Below are 20,253 nucleotides of genomic sequence, written 5' to 3' on the forward strand. Positions count from 1 at the left end.
TCATCATGCAATGGTGAATCAGGGAGTGTTTGAAACTTGTCTCAACAAAGTCTGATCGCGGATCGCCGCCCATGGATACTTTTGTCGCCTGCGCTTGTGTTTATCACGGCTCTGGTGGTGATCCCGATGGGGTTCATCCTTGTCTATTCTTTCTATGAAAACATCGACCTCGCGGTGGATCGCCCGGCCTTTCAGTTCGGCAACTGGCAAGAGATTTTAACCGATGGATACTATCACACCGCGATCTGGAAAACCTTGCGGCTTTCGGTGATCGTGACGGTTCTGGCCGCCGTGATGGGATATATTCCGGCCTATGTGATCGCGATGACGCGATACCGGCACAAATGGCTTTTGCTGCTTCTTCTGATCCTGCCGTTCTGGATCAGCTTCATCATCAGAACGCTGAGCTGGATTCATATTTTCGGCAATCAGGGCGCGCTCAACGGTCTTTTGACATGGCTGGGTCTGATCGATGTGCCGCTTCAGGTGATGTATACCGAGTTCACCGTGATCGTCGGCTTCATCCACGTGTTCCTGCCCTACATGATCCTGAACATATATGTCAGCCTTGAGGGGATCGACACCAACCTTGAGCCAGCCGCGCGCACCCTTGGGGCGACACCATGGCAAGCCTTTCGCGAGGTGACTTTGCCGCTGTCGATGCCGGGGCTGGCGGCGGGAAGCCTTCTGGTCTTTGTTCTGACCGGCGGAAGCTATGTGACGCCGCTGATCCTCGGGGGGCCGGGTGATTATCTGTTCGGCAACCTTGTCTACGATGCGATCGTGACCGAGTTGAACTGGCCGATGGGTGCCACGCTGTCGTTCACCCTGCTGATCCTGCTGGGGAGTGTCGTTGTTCTTTACAGCCGGCTCATGGGTATGAACCAGCTGTCCAAGGCATTCGGGTAAGGGGGCGGATATGCGGGTCTGGTCGCTTCTGAAATTCTATACGTTCCTTGTCTATGCGTTCATGTTCGCGCCGATCGCCGTGGTGCTGATCCTCGCGTTCAACTCGTCGCAATTCGGCGGCTTTCCGATCGAAGGGTTTTCGCTACGGTGGTTCCGCGAGCTAGCCGAGAACGATGCGATCATTCGCGCGCTGCGCACATCGATCCTTTTGGGCCTGCTGACCGCGCTCATTGCCACGACGCTTGGCGTGCTCGCCAGTGTGGCGCTGGTGCGCTATAAATTCCGTGGAAAGCAGTGGATCACCACGTTTCTCATCACCCCTGTGCTGGTGCCTGAAACGGTGCTGGCCGTGGGTCTTCTCATTTTCCTGAGATGGCTGCACATGCCGCGCAGTTTCGGCCTGCTTTTGATCGGGCATTCGATCATTGCATTGCCGTTTGTCGTGCTTGTCGTGCAGGCCCGGCTTGTCGGTATTCGCAAGGATTACGAAGAGGCGGCGCGGTCGCTGGGGGCAAGCCCGCTTCAGACATTTTTTCAGGTGACGCTTCCGCTCCTGCTTCCTGCGGTTTTTGCGGGTGCGCTTTTCGCCTTCACCATTTCGTTCGACAATATCACCGCGACGATCTTCTGGCGGCCATCAGGCATGGAAACCGTGCCGACACAAATCTTCGGCATGCTGCGCAACTCGGTCAGCCCCGAGATCAACGCATTGGGCTTCGTGATGATCTGTATCACCGTCGGCCTGCCGCTTCTGGCGGGCGCGGTGGCACGGTATTTCTCACGCAAGAAAGTATGAAACCAAGTCAACAAGGGAGACTGACAATGAAAAAGATAGACAATACCACCCGCTATGAGCGGCTGCGCGAAAGGATGGGCAATGGCGACATTGACCGCCGTTCGTTCTTTGGGTTGCTGGGGGCTGCGGGGATCACCGCGGGTGTGTCCGGCGGCATGATGACGGCCATGACCACGCAGGCGCGTGCCATGGGCAAAGAGCTTCACTTCGAAGGGTGGGGCGGTGTCGTCTCCGAGGCGTTGCGCGAACACGCCTTCAACCCCTACGAGGAAGCGACCGGCAATGAGGTTATTGATGCGACCTTCGGTGGCGAAAGCGAAGTTCTGACCAAGGTAAAGGCCGCAGGCAATACCAGTGGGCATAACATTCTGCATAGTTCCGGGGTCACATGGTACAAGCGCTGGGTCGATAGCGGCTACAACGTCAAGCTGAACCTCGATAATATTCCGAACATGCAATACGTCATGGAGGCGATGATCGAGCCCTTCCGCGCGATTACGCCCGATGGGCTTTCGGCGGTGCCTTATGACTATGGCACGACGGGGATCGCGTATAACAAGAAATACGTCTCCGAAGAGAAAGCCCGCGAACTGGGCGCCGACCTTCTGCTCGACAAGGAGCTCAAGGGCAAGATCGGCGGCTGGGGTGGCGACTGGGCCAACCGGGCATGGTACGGGGCGCTTCAGACCGGGCAAGACCCCAACAACATTCAGGATTGGGATGCTGTCTGGGACAAGGCACGAGAGCATCGCGACCTTGTGCTGAAATACTGGTCTTCGGGTGCCGAGCTTATGGATCTGCTGGCCAAGGAAGAGATCTATGTGACCGAAGCCTGGTCCGGTCGTGTGGCCGCGCTTCAGGCACAGGGGCATCCGATCGGCTATATCGATCCGCCCAACGGCCTTGCCTGGATGGAAACGATGTTCGTGCTCGAAGGGTCGCCGATGGAGGCCGCGGAGGAGCTTCTGAACTTCATGCTTGAACCCGAGACCGCCATCGCCGTGGCCGTGGGTCAGAAATATCCGCCATCGCTTGATCCGACCAAGGTCGACATGCCCGAGGAGGTCAAGAACCTGCCGGCCTTCGATCCGACCGGTGAACTCGAGGGGCTCGTGTTCCGCGATCCGGCCAAGTGGAACACGGTCGAGAAAGAGCAAAGCAAGATGTGGAACAGGGTCCAGAAGGGCGCCTGATCCATTCTCCCGGACGGGCCGTTCCCTAGGTGGGGCGGCCCGTTTCCCAGAACAGAATTTGGAAACTATTCATGGCACGTGTCGAACTGAACGATATCCGCAAGTCCTTTGGCGCCGTGCAGGCGGTCAGGGATGCCAATATCGTTTTCGAGGAAGGCTCGTTCACCACGCTGCTGGGCCCGTCGGGCTGTGGCAAGACGACGATCCTGCGCATGATTTCGGGCCTCGAGTCACCGACGAGCGGTGACATCCTGGTTGCGGGACAAAGGGTGAATGATGTGCCCATCCACAAGCGCAACCTGGGGCTCGTCTTTCAGAACTATGCGTTGTTTCCGCATCGCACCATCGGTGAGAATATCGCCTTTGGCCTGAAATATCGCGACGTGTCCAAGTCTGACGTGGCGCGCAAGGTGACCGAGGCGCTTGAGATCGTGCGCCTGCCCGGTGTCGAGGATCGTTATCCCAGCCAGCTTTCGGGGGGGCAGCAACAACGTATCGCGCTGGCGCGGGCCATCGTGATCGAGCCGGACGTGCTTTTGCTCGATGAGCCGCTTTCGGCGCTTGATGCCAACCTGCGCGAGGATATGCGCGTGGAGTTGAAGGCCATTCAGGACCGGATCGGGGTGACTTCGATTTTCGTGACGCATGATCAATCCGAGGCGCTTGCCATGTCCGACAAGATCATCGTGATGAGCTCGGGTCGGGTCGAGCAGGTCGGCTCTCCTTCTGAGGTTTACAACACGCCGGCATCCGAGTTTGTCGCGCGGTTTCTCGGGGCGTCAAACCTTCTTGATGCGCGGGTCGTGGCGCGCGAGGCGGACCACGTCGTGCTTGAGACCACCGAGTTCGGCAAGACCCCGGTCCCGATGTCGCATGCCGCCACGCTGGGTGAACGTGCGGATGCCAAGCTCATGGTGCGCGCCGAAAAGCTCACGCTGGGCCCGACGGGGCAGGAGGGTGCCGAGGCCGTGGTCGAGGCGGTCGATTATCAGGGTCAGCTTGCGCGCTATTTCCTGCGGGTGGGTGACACGCAGCTTCAGGCGATGAACATGATCGACGAGGCGCCATATCGCGCTGGCGACACCGTGTCTCTCGCGCTTAATCCCAATGCGTGCAGCGCGCTTCCGCCAGACGAGGACCGGGATGTCTGATCACCTTTTCTATCAGTCCCGGCTTGAGCGACCGCATCTTGACCGGGCTGACGGCATCTACATGTGGGACAAAAGCGGCAAGCGCTATATCGACGGATCAAGCGGAGCGATGGTCAGCAACATAGGCCATTCGAACCCCCGCGTTCTCGAGGCGATGCGCCGCCAGATGGATCAATCCACATTCGGCTATCGCCTGCATTTTCAGACCGAGGCGTCCGAAGCGTTGGCCAGCCGTGCGGCGGCGCTGGCGCCTGAGGGCCTGAACCGCGTGTTCTTTGTGTCGGGTGGTTCCGAGGCCACGGAAAGTGCGATGAAGCTGGCGCGGCAATACGCGCTGGCCCGTGGCGAGGCACAAAGGTCCAAGGTCATTGCGCGGCATCCCGGTTATCACGGGTCCACGCTTGGCGCGCTTTCGGTCACTGGCTATGCGCCGCTTTCCGCGCCTTTTGATCCGATGATGCGGGCGATGCCCAAGATCCCTGCGCCGCGCGCCTATCTTGACGGGCTTGATCCCGAGGATCCGGCCACCGGCGCATATTACGCGCAGATGCTGGAGGACCGTATTCTCGAAGAAGGACCGCAGACCGTGCTGGCCTTCATCGTGGAGCCCATTGGCGGGGCATCCACCGGCGCGCTTGTGCCACCGGCGGGATACCTCACGCGTATCCGGAAGATTTGCGACCGCTATGGCGTGCTTTTGATCCACGATGAGGTGATGAGCGGCGGCGGGCGCACAGGCCTCTTTTTCGGGGCGGACCACTGGCAGGTGACGCCTGATTTGATCTGCCTTTCCAAGGGGTTCGGTGGCGGCTATGTGCCGCTTGGTGCCGTGATCGCCAAGGACGGGATCGTTGACGCCGTGCTTGATGCGGGCGGGTTTGCGCATGGCCATACATATGCGGGCAACCCGCTGGCCTGTGCCGCAGGCCTTGCGGTGCTTGATGAGATCGAGCGCGGTGACCTGACCGCCAATGCCGCGCGGGTGGGTGCGATTCTGGCCGAGCGGTTGCGCGACATGATGCAGAAATACCCGGTGATTGGCGATGTGCGCGGCAAGGGCCTTTTGATGGCATTCGAACTCATGCAGGACCGGCAGAGCAAGGCACCGCTGCCGCCCGAGTTGAACGCTTACAACCGGCTGGTGGATATCGCATATGCCAATGGGCTGATCATCTATTCACGGCGCACGCGGGGCGGCCTGAGCGGGGATCATTTCATGGTGTGTCCGCCGATGATCACAACCGATGAGCAGCTTGAGGAAATAACCGAGCTTCTGGACCGGTCATTGGGTGAATTCGTGGAGACGCTTCCGGCGTCGGCCCTCTCGGAAACCTGAGGCGGGCGCATGAAGAAGACGATCATCACCTGCGCGATCACCGGCTCGATCCATACGCCGTCCATGTCGCCCTACCTGCCTTACCGGTCCGACGATATCGCGGATCAGGCAATCGACGCGGCGGTGGCGGGGGCCACGATCCTGCATCTTCATGCCCGCGACCCGGAGGACGGGCGCCCTTCGGGCGACCCCGATCATTATGCGGCCTTTCTGCCGAAGATCACCCAAGCGTGTGACGCCGTGGTGAACCTGACCACTGGGGGCAGCGCGATCATGACACTTGAGGACCGGTTGCGCGCGGCGGTGCGGTTCTGTCCCGAGATGTGTTCGCTCAACATGGGCACGATGAATTTCGCCTTGTATCCCATGGCCGAGAAGCCGCGCGACTGGCGCTTTGAGTGGGAAGAGCCGTTCCTGCGCGCGTCCGACGATCTGGTTTTCAAGAACACGCCGCGTGACATCGCGGGTGTGCTGAACCTCATGGGGCGTGAGCGCGGCGCGCGCTTTGAATTCGAATGCTATGATATCGGCCATCTCTATATGTTGCGGCATTTCGCGGATCGGGGCCTCGTGGAGCCGCCTTATTTCATCCAGTTCGTCTTTGGCGTTCTGGGCGGTATGGGGCCGGATGCCGATACGCTTGATCATATGGTCGATCTCGCGGGCAAGCTTTTTGGTGACGATTACATGTTCTCGGTTCTGGCGGCAGGGCGTCACCAGATACCGATGGCGACACGCAGCCTTGAGCGGGGGGGGCATGTGCGCGTGGGCCTTGAGGATAATTTGATGATCGCGCGGGGCGAACTTGCGCGCTCAAACGCGCAGCAGGTCACGCAGATACGTCGCATCATCGAAGATATGGGCCGCGAGGTGGCCAGCCCCGAAGAGGCGCGGGCGATGCTTGCGCTCAAGGGTGCCGACAAGATAGCGGTCGGCGCATGAAACCGGTGATCGACCCTGTCACGCCCGAGACATTGGGACTTCTGGAGCGTGGCCTGCGCGCGCTGGCCACGGATATCGGCGATCCGTTCCATGCGGATGCGAAAACGCTTTCGGCGGCACTGTTCGGTGACGCTCCGGCGTGTCACGGACTTGTTGCCCATCTCTCCTCCGAGGATGCCCCGCTGGGTGTTGCGCTCTATTCTCCGGTCTTTTCAACCGTGGGCGGCGCGGCGGGTGTCTACGTGTCGGACCTATGGGTGGCCGAGCGGGCGCGCGGCCAAGCCTTGGGTCGGCAGCTTCTGGCACGGGTGGCGGATGACGGCGCACGGCTGTGGCAGGCTGGATATATCCGTCTGGCGGCGTATGACGACAATCACGGCGCGCTCGCGGCTTATGACAGCATGGGGTTCGACGTGGTCCGCGGCGAAACCGGCCTCCGCCTCAGCGGTGCGGCCTTCGACAAGATCAGGAGCAGTTGAATGAAAGCTTTTTTCGACGAGCGTCAGTGGACACATGACCCCAAGCATTTCATGGCCAACGGCACCCTACAGCCGAGCCCGGAACAGCCCGAGCGCATTGCGCGGCTCAAGTCCGGTGCCGAGGCGGCGGGCTGTGCGTTCGAGGCCCCCGTAGATGCGGGGCTTGGTCCCATCGCGGCGGTGCATTCTTCGGAATACCTGACATTTCTGCAAAACATCTACACGCGCTGGCAGCGGATCGAGGGCGCGGGCGCCGAAGTCATACCGAACATTCACCCCGCCAACCGCAGCGACAGCTATCCGAAATCCGCCGTGGGGCAGGCCGGCTATCATCAGGCGGACACAGCCTGTCCCATCGCCGAGCATACATGGGATGCCGCCTATTGGTCGGCTCAATCGGCTGTGGCGGGTGCCGATGCACTGATAGGCGGCACGCGCGCGGCCTATGTCCTGTCGCGTCCCCCGGGGCATCACGCCTTTGGAGACCTTGCCGGTGGGTTCTGCTTTTTGAACAACTCGGGCATCGCCGCCCAGCGGCTGCGCGCGGCGGGCTACCGGCCCGCCATTCTTGACGTGGATGTGCATCACGGCAACGGCACGCAAGGCATGTTCTATGGGCGCGATGATATTTTGACCGTCTCGATTCATGCCGATCCGGCACGGTTCTACCCGTTCTTTTGGGGCCATGCCCAAGAGCGGGGAGAGGGCGCCGGTTTGGGGGCCAATCTAAACCTGCCATTGCCGCGCGGCACCGGGGATGACGACTATCTCGAGACGCTTCGGGCGGCGTTTCGGCGCATCAGCGCCTTTGGCTGTGATGCGCTTGTCGTTGCTCTGGGGCTTGATGCGCATATCGACGATCCGTTCAAGGGGCTGGCGATCACGACGCCGGGATTTGCCCGGATCGGAGCGGCCATTGCCGAGGCTGGCCTTCCAACACTTCTGGTGCAGGAGGGCGGCTATCTGTCCGACGCGCTGAGCGAGAACCTGACAAGTGTGCTAACGGGGTTTAAGGGCAAATGACCGAGACCACGGATATTCTTGTTATCGGCGGGGGCATCGCCGGGATCAGCGCGGCAGCCGAACTTGCTCAGGATGCTTCTGTCACGGTGCTCGAGTCCGAGGCGCAGCTTGGCTATCATTCCACGGGACGGTCGGCGGCGATCTTCATCCGCAATTATGGCAATGATACCTTGCGCGGACTGAATGACCTGTCGCACCCGGCCTTGTCAGGTGATCTTCTGGGGGAAAGCGTTCTGAGCCCGCGGGGCGAGATGCTTGTCGTGCAGGACCACGAGTTGGATACGCTCGCCTCGTATCTTGAGGGCACGGCAAATGTCGAACGTCTCAGCGCCGCCGAAGCGGTCGCGCTTGTGCCCATTCTACGGCGCGACAAGATAGCGGCGGCTGTGATCGAACGCGATGCGCAGGATATCGACGTAGACCGGCTTCTTCAGGGGTGTGCGCGCCTTTTGCGGGCCCGCGCGGGCACCGTGCGCACGGGCCAGACCATCACAGCCATTTCCAAGGATGGCGATGGCTGGCGGGTCGAAACCGGCGATGACGTGTATTCCGCGAAGATCGTGATCAACGCGGCAGGCGCATGGGCCGATCCGGTTGCGAAGCTTGCCGGTCTGGCGCCCATGGGCATTCAGCCGATGCGCCGGTCCGCCGTTCTGATGGCGGTGCCCGAAGATGTCGGGCCGATTGCCCACTGGCCCCTCTTTGGGTCCGTCGTCGAGGGGGAGGGATGGTATGCCAAGCCCGATGGCAATCGCCTGATGATCTCACCCGCCGATGAAGACCCGGTCGATCCCGGGGATGCGTGGCCCGATGACATGGTGCTTGCCGAAGGGCTTTACCGGTTTGAGCAGATGGTGGATCTGCCTATTGTCAAACCCTCGCATAGCTGGGCTGGGCTGCGAAGTTTCGCGCCAGACCGCACGCCTGTCGTGGGGTTCGACCCCGATGCAAGCGGGTTTTTCTGGCTTGCCGGTCAGGGAGGATACGGCGTGCAGACCGCCCCCGCGCTTGCCGCGATCGTGCGGGCGCTTTGCACCGGCGGTGGGTCCGGGGCCGCGAAGCCCGACCTTGTTCAGGCGCTGTCGCCTGAGCGGCTCAGGTCCTGAAGCGTCGCGCGCTGGGCCGCCTGCGCGCGTTTCTCCTGCTGATGACTTGCGCACGTCCAGAAGGGCGATACCAGCCATCAAGCTCTCACGAAACGCGTTGCTTCCCCCGGTGTCAGGCGGGCGACGATGTGACGTCTGCGCCGTGGCGCTTGGCGCGTCTCGCTTCGCGCCAGTCTTTGAGATTTTCACCCAACATGAGCATCGCCGGCGTCACGACGAGCGTGAGAATTGTCGCCACGACCAGCCCGCCCGCGATCGCGCTGGAAAGTTCGGTCCACCATTGTGTCGAGGGCGCGCCGTAGACCACCTCGCGGGTGAAGAAGTTGAGGTTGAGACCGATCACCATCGGCATCAGCCCCAATGCGGTTGTCACCGAGGTCAGAACGACTGGCCTGAGGCGCTGTGCCCCGGTGCGCAGTGCCGCCTCCAGCGCGGACTGACCATTGGCCCGAAGGTCGTTGTAGGTGTCGATCAGGACGATGTTGTTGTTGACCACGATCCCGGCAAGAGCGATTACACCGACGCCCCCCATCACGATCCCGAAGGGCCGCCCGGTGACGATCAGCCCAAGCAGGACACCGGCGATCGAAAAGATGATCGCACTCATGACCACGAAGGCTTGGTAGAAGCTGTTGAATTGCATCACGAGCATCACGAGCATGAGAAAGATCGCCGCGATGAACGCGCCGATAAGGAAGGTCATGGCCTCCTGCTGATCCTCGGCTTCGCCCGCGAATTCATAGCTGACGTCTTCGGGAAGGTCGGCGGCCTCCAGCGCGGTGCGCAGGGCGGTGATCTGATCGTTGACCAGAACGCCCGGAGCCACGTTCGCTTCGATCGTGACCACGCGGCGTTCGTCCACCCGGCGCAGTGTGCCGACGCGCTCGGACGGCTCGAACGTCACGAAATTCGAAATCGGCACGAGGCCCGCCTGTGTCGGCACCCGAAGATTGCCCAACTGGGACAGGGACCGTTCGTCACGCGGAAACCGCACGCGGATGTCCATTTCGCCATCCGTGTCATCGGGCCGGTAATCGGCCACCGTGATCCCCTGAGTCAGAAGTTGGACCGCCTGTCCAAGCAGGCTCACATCCGCGCCATAGCGCGCGGCCTCGGCCCGGTTCACGAGGATTGAAACCTCCACTCCGGGAAGGGGGCGTGTGTCTGTGACATCGGTGAACCCGCCAATGCGTTCCATGATCTCGCGCACGTTTTCGACCACATCGGCCTGTGTTTCGGGGGTGCGCGCCTGAATTTGAAGCTTGACCGGTTTTCCGGAATTCGGGCCGCCGCTTTCGGTTTGCACCTGAACGTCGATACCGGCGATGTCCGCCACGTCTTGCCGGATGTCCTTACCGATCTCTTGGGCGGGGGGGCGTTCATCCCATTCGATCAGGTCGAGTTGCAGTGTCCCGATGGTTTCCTCATCGCCCTGACCCGCGCTCATGGTTGAGCGGGCATAGATGCTCTCGATGGCCTCATACCCGATCAGCCGGCTTTCGACCTCACGCACCAGCGCGTCCCGCTCCCAGATCGAGAAATTATCGCGGGCGCGCACCTGAACCTGCATGAACTCGGGCTCGACAGAGGGAAAGAAGCTAACCCCGCGACCGAAATCAGCATAGAGCGCGGCCCCGCCCAGAAGCAGCGCGATTGCGAAGAGCAGCGTGGCGCCGGGGCGCAGGATGGCACGTTCCAACAGGCGGACATAGGCCCCTGTCAGGCCGGAAATCTCGCGCGGGTCGCCCGTTTCCGCGGCGTGCAGAGCGCGTTTGGCCGTGGCTGTCTGCGGCTGACGTTTGCCGATCATGCCGCCGGTGACCGGAATGAAGATGAGCGCCATGAAGAGGGAGGCGAAAAGGGTGAAGATCACTGTCGTGGGCAGAAACTTCATGAATTCGCCGGTAAGGCCGGTCCAGAACAACAGTGGAAAGAACACACTGAGCGTGGTGGCCGTGGACGCGATGATCGGCCAGGCCATGCGCTTGGCCGCGAACGCGTAGGCGGTGCGCGGGTCGTCCCCTTCCTGCAATCGCCGGTCGGCCAGTTCAACGGTTACGATGGCCCCGTCCACCAGCATCCCGACCACGAGAATGAGCGAGAACAGCACAACGATATTCATCGTGTAATCGAGCACCCAAAGCATGGCGACACCCGCAAGAAACGCACCGGGAATGGCCAGTCCGACAAGGATCGCCGAGCGAAACCCAAGCGCAAAGACGATCACGATCATCACGAGTATGATCGCGGCGATGACATTCGCCTCAAGATCGGAAAGCAGGGTTTTCACCTGATCGCTCTGGTCCTGAAGATAGGTCACTTCAAGGCTTTCGGGCCAGTCCTTGCGCATCTCCTCGATCAATGCGCGGGATTCGGACACGGTGTCGATGATGTTGGCACCCGATCGCTTTTTGATTTCGAGCGCCAGTGCCGGCTGTCCGTCGATGCGGGCAAAGCCTGTGGGGTCTTCGAAACTGCGGCGCACGGTGGCCACGTCCCCGAAGGTGACAACCGCGTTGCCATCCACCTTGATGGGCATGGACATCACATCGCCGACCCCTTCGATCAGCCCCGGCACCTTGAGCACGATCCGGCCGCCGCCGGTCTCGATGGCGCCCGCCGCGATCAGGCGGTTATTGCGCTGAAGCTGACCTATGACTTCGTCAAAGCTCAGGTTGTAGGTCTGAAAGATCGTGGGGTCGATCAACACTTCGAGAAACTCATCGCGCGCCCCGCCGATATCCACCTCGAGCACACCGGAAAGCCCTTCGAGCTTGTCCTGCATATCCTCGGCCAGCGAATTCAACGTGCGTTCGGGCACAGGGCCGGACAGAACGGCGGTGATGATGGGGAAAAGCGCGGTGTTGATCTCGGTGATCGTGAGGTCATAGGCGTCTTCGGGCACTTCATTCTCGGCCCGGTCCGCGGCTTCCCGAACCTTGTCGAGGGCCTCGTCGATGTCGCCCCCGGCCGTGAACTCAAGCTGGACGCTGGCAAAGCCTTCGGCGGCCTCGCTTGTCATTTTCTCCAACCCCTCGATGGCCCCGAACTCGGTTTCCATGGGTTCGATCAGAAGGCGTTCGGCGTCTGCAGGACTGATTCCGTCAAGGCCCGTTGACACATAGACAAGCGGCAGAGGCACTTCGGGATTGGCCTCCTTGGGGATGAAGACATAAGCCGAGGCACCCACGGTCAGGATCATGACCAATGCCATGATCACCACGCGCGAGCGGGAGAATGCGGCGTCGATGATCCGGTTCATTGTTTCTTGTCCTCGGCAAGTTGTTCGGCGCTCTGATCCACCTCTTTAGGGCGGGCGCGGACGGCTTCGCCATCCCGGACAAAGCCCTGGCCCACAGTGATAAGCGCCGCCTCCTGAGGGAGGCCCTTGACCCACACCCCGTCAACTTCGGCGCGCACGACTTCGATCTCGTGAAAGGCGACCTTGCCGTCCTGAACCGTTTTCACGCCTGTCTCACCTTCTGGGCTGAGTGAGACGATGGAGGGCGAGATGAAATGCGCGGCTTCCTCGCCTGTCGGTATCCGGACATTGGCCGAAATGCCCGCCGGGATCGTTCCGTCCTCATTGGCCACGGTGATTTCCGCAAGAAACGTCCGCGTTGCCGAGGCCGCCGACGTGCCAACGAAGGTCACTCTGCCTTGACGCTTCTCGCCGGTGATGAAGGTCACCCTCGCCATCTGTCCGCTTTTGATACGGTTCAACATCTGCTGGGGCACCCGGATTTCGACGGTCAGGGGGTGGTTGTCCACGATCCGGCCGACATCGCTGCCGGCCTGAACAAATTCGCCCTCATCAAGAATGAGGGTTTCGATCCGCCCGGCGAAGGGGGCCACGATCTGTGCGTTTTCAAGGGCTTCCTGTGCGGTGGCCACCTGTGATTTCGCAGCGGCGAGGGCGGCGCGGGCCTGTGCCACGCGATCCTTGGTCGCGACCCCGCGTTGAAGAAGCTCGGTGGCGTTGTCGAATTCCCGCTGGGCGCGGGCGCGCTCTTGCTGTGCGCTGCGCAGGTTCGCCTCGACCCGGTCGGTCGTGAGCCGGGCAATCAGGCCCCCGGCTTCAATGTCGTCGCCCTTTTCCACCAGAACCTCGGCCACGTCGCCTGAAGCTTCGGCACGGATCGTCGTGTCACGGTCTGGCATAGCCTGACCCTCGGCTTGAAAATAAAGCGTCACGACCTCGGCGCGCGATTGCGTTACGGCGACCGAAACCGGGGCAGGGTCTGACCTGTCTGCGGTCTCCTGAGAGGGGTCCTCTGAAGGAAAGATGAAGCCGCTTCCCATCCACGCAATGATCGCCACGAGAATAGCCGCGGCAACCCACGTGGATCGTGACGCGCCTTTGTCGTCCTTGAATTCAAGCGTCGTGTGCCCGGATGACTTGGTGTCCTGATCAGCCATGTTTCTTGCCTTTTGAATGATCCTGCCTGCCGTGTTGGCCGGGCAGTGCGGTGCGTGCCTGTGTCAGGCCGCCGTTGATGGCTTCGTAGAAATTGTAATAGGCGGTCAGCCGTTCGCGCGGTCCCGTCGCGTCATCCGGGAGCGAGGCCAGACTTTGCCCGATATCGTCGCGGGCGCGCTCTGTCCGGCGCACCGCATCTTCGAGCAGGCCGGTGAAGGGCTGCGACGCGAACTCGAAATAATCCTGACGGTCGCCCGGTTTGCCGACCCGCCGGATCACATTGCGATCCTCAAGCAGCCGGACCGACGAGCTGACGCTGCCGCGGCTGATCCCGAGTTGATTGGCCAGATCGCCAAAGGAAACGGCCGTTCCGTCGAACATCAGGAGCCCGAAAATGCGCCCCGCGCTGCGCGGCATACCCTCGGCTTGGGCAATCTGCCCGACCCGTTCAATGAAATCCTGCCTGATGTCGTCTGTTTCGGCCAAAATTTCGCCTCCATCGCCAATGAGCTTGACGGCTAGATAGGTGCGCAAGCCAAGATGTCAAATTCGTTCAGAATAAAATGAACACTAAGTCACGTAAATGCCGATCCCAGGCACAGAGAGTGACGCAAGGCATGGACGTGAATTTTGGATATAAGTGGTAGCCCGTAGGGCCGCCATGATACATACTGGCGTTTTCCGATGTGAGCCCTATATGTCCATAAAAATAGGCGCTTTCATACCTTCTCTTGTGCGTGAAAGGGGGTGACAGCGTGAAGGTAGTGCCCGCCGATCAGCGCGCCGACGATTGAAGGGATCGCGAAGCACCTGCCCGAACTGCGCGCAAGCCTCGGGATCATGACCGAGGAAGGCGGCGCGCTGATCGGCCAGCATAGCATGAAGGCGGAGAACCGCCTCGCCACCTGCGCCAGCTTTTCGGCAATGTGGGATGGCCAGCCGCTCGACAGGTGGCGCGCAGGCGATGGCGTCGAAAGCTACACCGGACGGCGCTTCTCGGCGCATACTCTTGTGCAGCCGGTCGCAGCTGAGGCGCTGCTATCCGATCCGATGGCGAGCGGGCAAGGGCTTCTCGCCGGCTTCCTGACATGCCGCCCCGCCTCGCGCACCGGCACCCGCTTGCGAATGGAAAGGGACGCGGAGGCCGAAACCGGGATTGCCCGCTTTGCCGCGCGCATCCGGTTGCTTCTGTCTCGCGATCTGCCTTTGGCGGATGCCAACCGCAACGAACTGTTGCCGACGGTCCTGTCCTTGTCGCCGGGCGCGCGGGACGTGCTGACCGCCTTCGCCCGTGAGGTGGAGAAGGCGCAGGCAAGCGGCGGACCTTTCAAGGATGCGCGCGCCTTCGCGTCGAAAACCGCCGAACACGCCGCACGCCTCTCAGCGGTGCTGACGATCTACGCGAACCCGGACGCCCCCGAGGTGACAGGCGAGACAATGGCCGGGGCAACGGAGATTGCGACCTTCTACGCAAACGAGGCCGCGCGCCTCGCGGATGCTGCGATCGTGCCGCCCGAGGTGGCCGACGCGGAGCGGATGCGCCTTTGGCTTCTGCGCTCATGGGGCGAGTCGTGTATCTCGGCAGGCATCGCCGCGCAGCGCGGACCCTTGAAGGTCACGGATCGAGCACGCAAGGCGCTGCAACGGCTTCAAGGGCATGGCTGGTTGATCGAGGCTAACGGCGCGGAGGTGGCAGGCAAGTCGCGCAAGGAAGCGTGGCGGATCGTGTGCGCGCGGGCAGGCATGACCGGCTTTACCTTCGACGCCAAGGCCGCATTGGAAGCCGCGCAGAAATGCCAGACCCTTCCTAATCGTTCTAATCGGAGTGCATCTGGTGGGGCAGGATTGGGAGGAATAGGAGCATTAGGAACGGTGCCCGTTTCTGATCCTGAAATGACGACCGAACAACTCGCCCGCGACATATTCGAGGAAAGGGCGGCGATCCGCGAATTCGTTGGCGGGGCAGGGTCGAGATACTGCAGAGCGCGAAGCCTGGGCAGAGGCCCGGTGTGCGGCAATAATCACGCCGCTTGATGACTGGCGCGCAGCCGAAGACGATCCGCACAACCCGGGCGCATGGCAGAGACCATTACACGAAAGGACCAGACATGGCCCGTTCGGCGAAGGTCCGAGCGTCGGCTAGGCGCAGCGAGTGGACACTGCAAAGTTGCGAATTGTGGTCGTCTTTCAAAACACGCCCAGCCCGGGGCGGACATTGGACCACAAACCGAGATGTTTCTTTCGTAGCGCTCATTGCCGTCATTCGCGGCATGATGAGTTTCGGAGGCTATGCCGGGCAGGCAACTACACCTCGGTGAGGGCCCCATCGATCATCAGGGCAGCCATCTCCTTGGCGATCTGCGCCGCTTCGGGCATACCGCGCACATGGGCGGTGGCGATGGCCCCCTCCTTGAGCAGGGCCAGTTGCTCGGCCAGGTGCCGTGGCGCCGGCGCGCCTGCTTCGGAACACAGTCTTTCGAGATAGGTCACGATGCTGTGCTTGTGTTCAGCGGCGGCGCGGTGCGCGGGGTGGGCGTGGTCGCCGAATTCACCGGCGGCGTTTATGAAGGCGCAGCCGTGGAACCCCATGCCCTTGAACGCGCGTCCGCTGAACCACACGCCCAACGCGTCGAACATCGCCAGCAGCCGCCCACGCGGATCGGGCGCGGCCTTTTCCATCTCGCCCATCAGCCAGTTGCGGAACTGCTCGTCACGTCGATGCAGCACGGCGAGAATCAGTTCGTCCTTGGACCGGAAGTGCTTGTAGAGCGTCATCTTCGCGACGCCGGATTCGGCCAGAATCTTGTCGATCCCGGTGGCGTTGAAGCCGCCCGCATAAAAAAGTTTCAGGGCGGTATCCACCAGATCGTCACGGCGGGATTTCGGCATATTTATAAACCTTACCAGACAGTTCTGTATACTTCTCGCAGAAATATCACTGGGATTCAAGGGCTGGTTTCATAGTCTGCGGGAAGAAACAGGGTGTTGAAGAATTGACAGAAATACAGACCGATCTGTATATATCACTCCACTAACTTATCCAAAGCGAGAACCCTCATGACACGTATTTCTCTTCCCCCCTCGATCGACGCCGCCCCTACTGCGGCACAACCGCTGCTTAACGGCGTGCGTCAAATGCTCGGCAGCGTGCCGAACCTGTTTCGTATCACCGCGAACAGCCCCGCCGCACTCGAAGGCTATCTCGGGCTCAACGGGGCGCTCGCCAAGGGCAGCCTCGACGCCAAGACCCGCGAGCGCATCGCACTCGCCGTGGCGCAAGTGAATGGCTGCGAGTATTGCCTTGCCGCGCACACCTATCTCGGCACCCATGTGGCCAAGCTCGACGCGGCGGAAATCGCCGCCAACCGCAACGCCTCCTCTTTTGACCCCAAGGCCGATGTCGCCGTCGGTTTAGCGGTCAAGCTCGTCAGCGAGCGCGGCCATATCGGTGACGCCGATATCACCGCGCTTAAGTCTGCGGGCTATACCGAGGCCGAGCTCGTCGAGATCGTGGCGCATGTCGCGCTCAACACGCTGACCAACTACATCAATTCGGCGTTCGAGACGCCGGTCGACTTCCCGGTGGTCAGCGCCAAGGTGGCCTGATCCCGGCGGCGCCCCGGCATCCCCCAAGCGGATCGCTCCCTGTCCCGGCCGGGGCGCCATAATTCCACCACACAGGAGACCGCCCGATGACACGCCCCCCGCTGCCGCCCTTTGACGAAACCGCCGCCGTCACCAAGGTCCGCATGGCCGAGGATGGCTGGAACAGCCGTGACCCCGAGAAAGTCTCGCTCGCCTATACGCCCGACTGCCAGTGGCGCAATCGTGCGGAGATCTTTCAGGGCCGCGACCGGATCGTCGATTTCCTCACCCGCAAATGGGCGCGCGAACTCGATTATCGCCTGATCAAGGAACTGTGGGCCTCCCACGGCAACCGGATCGCCGTGCGGTTCGCCTATGAATATCGCGACGACAGCGGCGCGTGGTTCCGCGCCTATGGCAACGAGAACTGGGAGTTTGCCGAACACGGCCTGATGCGGCAGCGCATCGCCTCGATCAACGACCTGCCGATCAGCGAGGATCAGCGTCTGTTTCACTGGCCGCTCGGGCGTCGCCCGGACGATCATCCCGGCCTGTCGGCCCTTGGCCTCTAAGGAGTTGAGCCATGCCTCTCGGAGTTGCCGATATCGCCTTCACCCCGACCGTCCGCGCCGAGCAGGAGCGTCTTGGCTCTGCCGCGCTCTACGCCAGTGCCCTCTCGCCCGACCGCGATGGCGGGCGCAGCCTGACCGAGCGCGAGGCCAGCTTTCTCGAGGCCCGCGACGGGGTGTTCCAGGCCACCGTCTCGGAAACCGGCTGGCCCTAGGTGCAGTTCCGCGGCGGCGCGCCCGGGTTTCTCAGGGTGATCGACCCGCAGACCGTCGCCTATGCCGATTATCGCGGCAACCGGCAATATATCAGCACCGGAAACCTGCGCACCAATCCCCGCATCGCGATCATCGCGGTCGATTACCCGGCGCGCAAGCGGCTCAAGCTGTGGGGTGAGGTTGAAATCTCGGAGGATGCCAGGATCATCGAGTTGCTGTCATCTGCGGATGCCCCGCCGGCCGAACGCGCGATCATCATCCGCATCGCGGCCTATGACTGGAACTGCCCCCAGCACATCCCGGTGCGCCGTACCGATGCCGAGCATGGCGACGAGATTGCCAGGCTTCAGGCCCGTATCGACGCATTGGAAGACAGACTGACCAAGGCCGGGATTTCCCCGACCTGACCGGAAGGATCAAACCCAAGGGCGCAGGCCCGGATTTCAAGCCACGAAGTGGATCATTAAAATGAAAGACAGAAACTCGCTTCTCATCTCGGCCCTCGCCATGGCGATTACCGTCGGCAACATCGCGATACCGTCGGCCATGACGGAGCCCGATCAAGCCCGGATAGAGGTGGCCGCCAAAGCCGCACCCGACCGCCACGCGCCCACGAAAACAGCCGCCTGCGCCCTCGCATTGACCGAAGTACCGGCGGACTGATCCCGATTTCGGCACCCCGTCGACGGTGCCGATCCCAAAGGAAAGCGGACATCGCTCCCTCTCGCCCGCGGCGTGACCCACGACCGCGACCAGGTGACGGCTGTCTCCTGATGCGGTCGGTGTGATCCCCCCAACCTGGCATCGCGGCAAGGCCGCCGCGCTGTCCTCACCCCTGAACAGGAGACTGACCATGACACACGACCATGACCACGACTGCGGCTGCGGAATCACGCACGAGCATGTCGACCTCGCCCGCCGCCGGGTTCTTGCCGGGGCTGCGGCCGGGGCCGCCGCCGGGGCCGCGGCTCTGACCGGCGGGGCCGCCACGGCGGCCACCGACGAGGCCCGCGCCTATTACGCAGACCCCGAGACACCGGGCCTGCCGCAGATCGACATGGAGATCGACCCCGGGCGCACCGCGCTTGTCGTCACCGACCCGCAGATCGACTTTCTGTCCGAGGATGGCGTGACCTGGGGCGTCGTCGGTGAAAGCGTGACCGAGCAGGGCACAGTGGACAATATCGAGCGTCTCTTCGCCGCCGCCAAGGCGGCCGGTATGCCGGTCTTCATATCGCCCCACTACTACTATCCGCACGACCACAAGTGGCACTTCGAGGGCACGCTGGAAAAAACCATGCACTCGATCGGCATGTTCGACCGTCTCGGCCCGCTCAACCTCGACAACTTTGAAGGCTCCGGCGCCGACTGGATGCCGCAATACAAGAAGTACATCGAGGACGGAAAAACCATCGTCTGTTCGCCGCGCAAGGTCTACGGCCCCGCGCAGAACGACCTGAACCTGCAAATGCGCAAGCGCGGCATCGACAAGGTGATCCTCGCGGGGATGTCCGCCAACCTCTGCACGCAGGCGCATCTCTACGAGTTGCTGGAGCTTGGCTACGAAGTGGCAGTGGTGCGCGATGCCACGGCGGGGGCCAAGGTGCCTGAGGGCGATGGCTACCTCGCCGCCGTCATCAATTTCCGCATGGTCGCCAACGGCGTGTGGTGGACGGACGACGCCGTGAAACGCATCGCCGCCGCAGGCTGAGCTTTCTTCCCAATCCCAATCATACAATCAACCAAGAAGGAGACGTCCAATGAAACCCCAACTCATCAAGGATATCGCGAACTGGGCAACCATCCTCACGGTCGCCTCGGCGGCCATGCTCACCCTTGCGACATGGGCTTATGCCGCCGACGAATACAACGTCGTCAACGGCACTACCCTCGCGGGGCAACCGCTGGGCCTGCACGGGGTCGACCCGGTGTCGATGTTCGGCGACCAGGGGCCGTTGACCGGCGACGCCTCACTCACCGCGAGCCATGACGGCATCGACTACTACTTTGCCTCTGCGGCGGCAAAGCAGGCGTTCGAAGCGAGCCCGACACGCTACCTGCCTCAATTCGGCGGCTTCTGCGCCTTTGGCGTCTTCGTCGGAAAGAAACTCGATGGTGATGTTCGATATGCCGATATCGTCGAGGGGAAGCTCTACCTTTTCGTGAACGCCGCGATTCTGGCGAAATACCGCGAAGATCCGGAGGCGGTTATCGCGGGCGCCAACGCCAAGTGGCTAGGTATTGTGAATACGCCTGTGCGCGACCTCTGATCCAGGCAACCAGAAAATCTGGCGGCTCGTGCAGATGGCCGGGCCGCTCGCCACGCCGACGGTGATGGATAGCGGACGTTCGCGGTTTGCGCAGCGAATGACCTGAGTCCGCCCGCTGACTGCCGGACCGTCACGAACGGCCCGAAGCTGACCTTCGCTCGGGTCGCCGCCGCCGCGATGCGGCTTCATCAAAGCTGCCGTTCGCACACCCCGCGGCATGCGCGGCCCGCTCAACGTCAGGTGAGCGGGACAAACTGG

At 61.9% G+C, this 20,253-nt stretch carries 21 protein-coding genes; 17 read left to right on the forward strand and 4 right to left on the reverse strand.

Annotation, left to right across the window (positions count from 1 at the left end):
- Nucleotides 1–36 precede the first annotated feature (36 nt).
- The 9 genes from V8359_RS01015 to V8359_RS01055 all read left to right on the forward strand — a co-directional run bounded on the left by V8359_RS01015 (nt 37) and on the right by V8359_RS01055 (nt 8,935).
- Nucleotides 37–909, forward strand: a complete 873-nt coding sequence (locus V8359_RS01015; protein ID WP_336426833.1) for an ABC transporter permease — start codon at nt 37–39, stop codon at nt 907–909.
- A gap of 10 nt (nt 910–919) precedes the next feature.
- Entirely contained in the window at nt 920–1,705 is a 786-nt protein-coding gene (locus V8359_RS01020) for an ABC transporter permease (protein ID WP_336426834.1), read from the forward strand.
- A 26-nt stretch (nt 1,706–1,731) separates the two neighbouring features.
- A complete protein-coding gene (locus tag V8359_RS01025) occupies nt 1,732–2,898 on the forward strand; it encodes an ABC transporter substrate-binding protein (protein ID WP_336426835.1) in 1,167 nt (388 codons plus the stop codon).
- A 71-nt stretch (nt 2,899–2,969) separates the two neighbouring features.
- Nucleotides 2,970–4,049, forward strand: a complete 1,080-nt coding sequence (locus V8359_RS01030) for an ABC transporter ATP-binding protein (RefSeq protein WP_336426836.1) — start codon at nt 2,970–2,972, stop codon at nt 4,047–4,049.
- Nucleotides 4,042–5,385 (forward strand): aminotransferase family protein, encoded by a 1,344-nt coding sequence (locus V8359_RS01035; RefSeq protein ID WP_336426837.1) that lies wholly within the window; start codon nt 4,042–4,044, stop codon nt 5,383–5,385. The genes V8359_RS01030 and V8359_RS01035 overlap by 8 nt, the downstream gene beginning before the upstream one ends.
- 9 nt (nt 5,386–5,394) lie before the next feature.
- Nucleotides 5,395–6,327, forward strand: coding sequence for a 3-keto-5-aminohexanoate cleavage protein (locus V8359_RS01040; protein WP_336426838.1), 933 nt, complete (start codon nt 5,395–5,397; stop codon nt 6,325–6,327).
- Nucleotides 6,324–6,806, forward strand: coding sequence for a GNAT family N-acetyltransferase (locus tag V8359_RS01045; protein WP_336426839.1), 483 nt, complete (start codon nt 6,324–6,326; stop codon nt 6,804–6,806). The genes V8359_RS01040 and V8359_RS01045 overlap by 4 nt, the downstream gene beginning before the upstream one ends.
- Nucleotides 6,807–7,829 (forward strand): histone deacetylase family protein, encoded by a 1,023-nt coding sequence (locus V8359_RS01050; protein ID WP_336426840.1) that lies wholly within the window; start codon nt 6,807–6,809, stop codon nt 7,827–7,829.
- Nucleotides 7,826–8,935 (forward strand): NAD(P)/FAD-dependent oxidoreductase, encoded by a 1,110-nt coding sequence (locus V8359_RS01055; RefSeq protein ID WP_336426841.1) that lies wholly within the window; start codon nt 7,826–7,828, stop codon nt 8,933–8,935. The genes V8359_RS01050 and V8359_RS01055 overlap by 4 nt, the downstream gene beginning before the upstream one ends.
- 112 nt (nt 8,936–9,047) lie before the next feature.
- Here the strand turns inward: V8359_RS01055 and V8359_RS01060 are convergent, their stop codons facing one another.
- The 3 genes from V8359_RS01060 to V8359_RS01070 are packed head-to-tail and all read right to left on the reverse strand — an operon-like array spanning nt 9,048 to nt 13,841.
- A complete protein-coding gene (locus V8359_RS01060) occupies nt 9,048–12,197 on the reverse strand; it encodes an efflux RND transporter permease subunit (RefSeq protein WP_336426842.1) in 3,150 nt (1,049 codons plus the stop codon).
- Complete coding sequence (locus V8359_RS01065; protein ID WP_336426843.1) at nt 12,194–13,354, reverse strand: efflux RND transporter periplasmic adaptor subunit; 1,161 nt, start codon at nt 13,352–13,354, stop codon at nt 12,194–12,196. The genes V8359_RS01060 and V8359_RS01065 overlap by 4 nt, the downstream gene beginning before the upstream one ends.
- Entirely contained in the window at nt 13,347–13,841 is a 495-nt protein-coding gene (locus V8359_RS01070) for a GbsR/MarR family transcriptional regulator (RefSeq protein ID WP_336426844.1), read from the reverse strand. The genes V8359_RS01065 and V8359_RS01070 overlap by 8 nt, the downstream gene beginning before the upstream one ends.
- A gap of 303 nt (nt 13,842–14,144) precedes the next feature.
- On the opposite strand from V8359_RS01070, the gene V8359_RS01075 reads away from it, so the two are divergent.
- On the forward strand, nt 14,145–15,389 hold the full coding sequence (locus V8359_RS01075) for a DUF3987 domain-containing protein (RefSeq protein ID WP_336427902.1): 1,245 nt from the start codon (nt 14,145–14,147) through the stop codon (nt 15,387–15,389).
- A 270-nt stretch (nt 15,390–15,659) separates the two neighbouring features.
- On the opposite strand, the gene V8359_RS01080 is transcribed toward V8359_RS01075, so the two are convergent.
- Nucleotides 15,660–16,244: a TetR/AcrR family transcriptional regulator gene (locus V8359_RS01080; protein ID WP_336426845.1), complete on the reverse strand. Its 585-nt coding sequence runs from the start codon at nt 16,242–16,244 to the stop codon at nt 15,660–15,662.
- Nucleotides 16,245–16,412: 168 nt separating this feature from the next.
- On the opposite strand from V8359_RS01080, the gene V8359_RS01085 reads away from it, so the two are divergent.
- The 7 genes from V8359_RS01085 (at nt 16,413) to V8359_RS01115 (ending at nt 19,995) form a co-directional block, all read left to right on the forward strand.
- Entirely contained in the window at nt 16,413–16,961 is a 549-nt protein-coding gene (locus V8359_RS01085) for a carboxymuconolactone decarboxylase family protein (RefSeq protein ID WP_336426846.1), read from the forward strand.
- 86 nt (nt 16,962–17,047) lie between these two features.
- Nucleotides 17,048–17,512 (forward strand): nuclear transport factor 2 family protein, encoded by a 465-nt coding sequence (locus tag V8359_RS01090; RefSeq protein ID WP_336426847.1) that lies wholly within the window; start codon nt 17,048–17,050, stop codon nt 17,510–17,512.
- Nucleotides 17,513–17,523: 11 nt separating this feature from the next.
- Nucleotides 17,524–17,724: a hypothetical protein gene (locus V8359_RS01095; RefSeq protein WP_336426848.1), complete on the forward strand. Its 201-nt coding sequence runs from the start codon at nt 17,524–17,526 to the stop codon at nt 17,722–17,724.
- Complete coding sequence (locus V8359_RS01100) at nt 17,725–18,132, forward strand: pyridoxamine 5'-phosphate oxidase family protein (protein ID WP_336426849.1); 408 nt, start codon at nt 17,725–17,727, stop codon at nt 18,130–18,132.
- Between the two features lie 61 nt (nt 18,133–18,193).
- Nucleotides 18,194–18,388 carry a hypothetical protein gene (locus tag V8359_RS01105; protein ID WP_336426850.1) on the forward strand — a complete coding sequence of 65 codons (195 nt, stop codon included), beginning with the start codon at nt 18,194–18,196 and terminating at the stop codon, nt 18,386–18,388.
- A gap of 190 nt (nt 18,389–18,578) precedes the next feature.
- The gene (locus V8359_RS01110; protein ID WP_336426851.1) at nt 18,579–19,436 is read left to right on the forward strand and encodes a cysteine hydrolase; all 858 of its coding nucleotides are present in this window, start codon (nt 18,579–18,581) and stop codon (nt 19,434–19,436) included.
- 49 nt (nt 19,437–19,485) lie between these two features.
- On the forward strand, nt 19,486–19,995 hold the full coding sequence (locus V8359_RS01115) for a YHS domain-containing (seleno)protein (RefSeq protein WP_336426852.1): 510 nt from the start codon (nt 19,486–19,488) through the stop codon (nt 19,993–19,995).
- Nucleotides 19,996–20,253 lie beyond the last annotated feature (258 nt).

It is taken from the genome of Roseovarius sp. E0-M6, assembly GCF_037083845.1.
In the GTDB taxonomy this organism is placed as follows: domain Bacteria; phylum Pseudomonadota; class Alphaproteobacteria; order Rhodobacterales; family Rhodobacteraceae; genus Roseovarius.

Excerpts from the sequence above, each read along its gene's own strand:
- V8359_RS01020 (WP_336426834.1), top strand. The coding sequence starts at position 920 with ATGCGGGTCTGGTCGCTTCTGAAATTCTATACGTTCCTTGTCTATGCG.
- V8359_RS01025 (WP_336426835.1), top strand. The coding sequence starts at position 1,732 with ATGAAAAAGATAGACAATACCACCCGCTATGAGCGGCTGCGCGAAAGG.
- V8359_RS01030 (WP_336426836.1), top strand. The coding sequence starts at position 2,970 with ATGGCACGTGTCGAACTGAACGATATCCGCAAGTCCTTTGGCGCCGTG.
- V8359_RS01035 (WP_336426837.1), top strand. The coding sequence starts at position 4,042 with ATGTCTGATCACCTTTTCTATCAGTCCCGGCTTGAGCGACCGCATCTT.
- V8359_RS01040 (WP_336426838.1), top strand. The coding sequence starts at position 5,395 with ATGAAGAAGACGATCATCACCTGCGCGATCACCGGCTCGATCCATACG.
- V8359_RS01045 (WP_336426839.1), top strand. The coding sequence starts at position 6,324 with ATGAAACCGGTGATCGACCCTGTCACGCCCGAGACATTGGGACTTCTG.
- V8359_RS01050 (WP_336426840.1), top strand. The coding sequence starts at position 6,807 with ATGAAAGCTTTTTTCGACGAGCGTCAGTGGACACATGACCCCAAGCAT.
- V8359_RS01055 (WP_336426841.1), top strand. The coding sequence starts at position 7,826 with ATGACCGAGACCACGGATATTCTTGTTATCGGCGGGGGCATCGCCGGG.
- V8359_RS01060 (WP_336426842.1), bottom strand. The coding sequence starts at position 12,197 with ATGAACCGGATCATCGACGCCGCATTCTCCCGCTCGCGCGTGGTGATC.
- V8359_RS01065 (WP_336426843.1), bottom strand. The coding sequence starts at position 13,354 with ATGGCTGATCAGGACACCAAGTCATCCGGGCACACGACGCTTGAATTC.
- V8359_RS01080 (WP_336426845.1), bottom strand. The coding sequence starts at position 16,244 with ATGCCGAAATCCCGCCGTGACGATCTGGTGGATACCGCCCTGAAACTT.
- V8359_RS01085 (WP_336426846.1), top strand. The coding sequence starts at position 16,413 with ATGACACGTATTTCTCTTCCCCCCTCGATCGACGCCGCCCCTACTGCG.
- V8359_RS01090 (WP_336426847.1), top strand. The coding sequence starts at position 17,048 with ATGACACGCCCCCCGCTGCCGCCCTTTGACGAAACCGCCGCCGTCACC.
- V8359_RS01095 (WP_336426848.1), top strand. The coding sequence starts at position 17,524 with ATGCCTCTCGGAGTTGCCGATATCGCCTTCACCCCGACCGTCCGCGCC.
- V8359_RS01105 (WP_336426850.1), top strand. The coding sequence starts at position 18,194 with ATGAAAGACAGAAACTCGCTTCTCATCTCGGCCCTCGCCATGGCGATT.
- V8359_RS01110 (WP_336426851.1), top strand. The coding sequence starts at position 18,579 with ATGACACACGACCATGACCACGACTGCGGCTGCGGAATCACGCACGAG.
- V8359_RS01115 (WP_336426852.1), top strand. The coding sequence starts at position 19,486 with ATGAAACCCCAACTCATCAAGGATATCGCGAACTGGGCAACCATCCTC.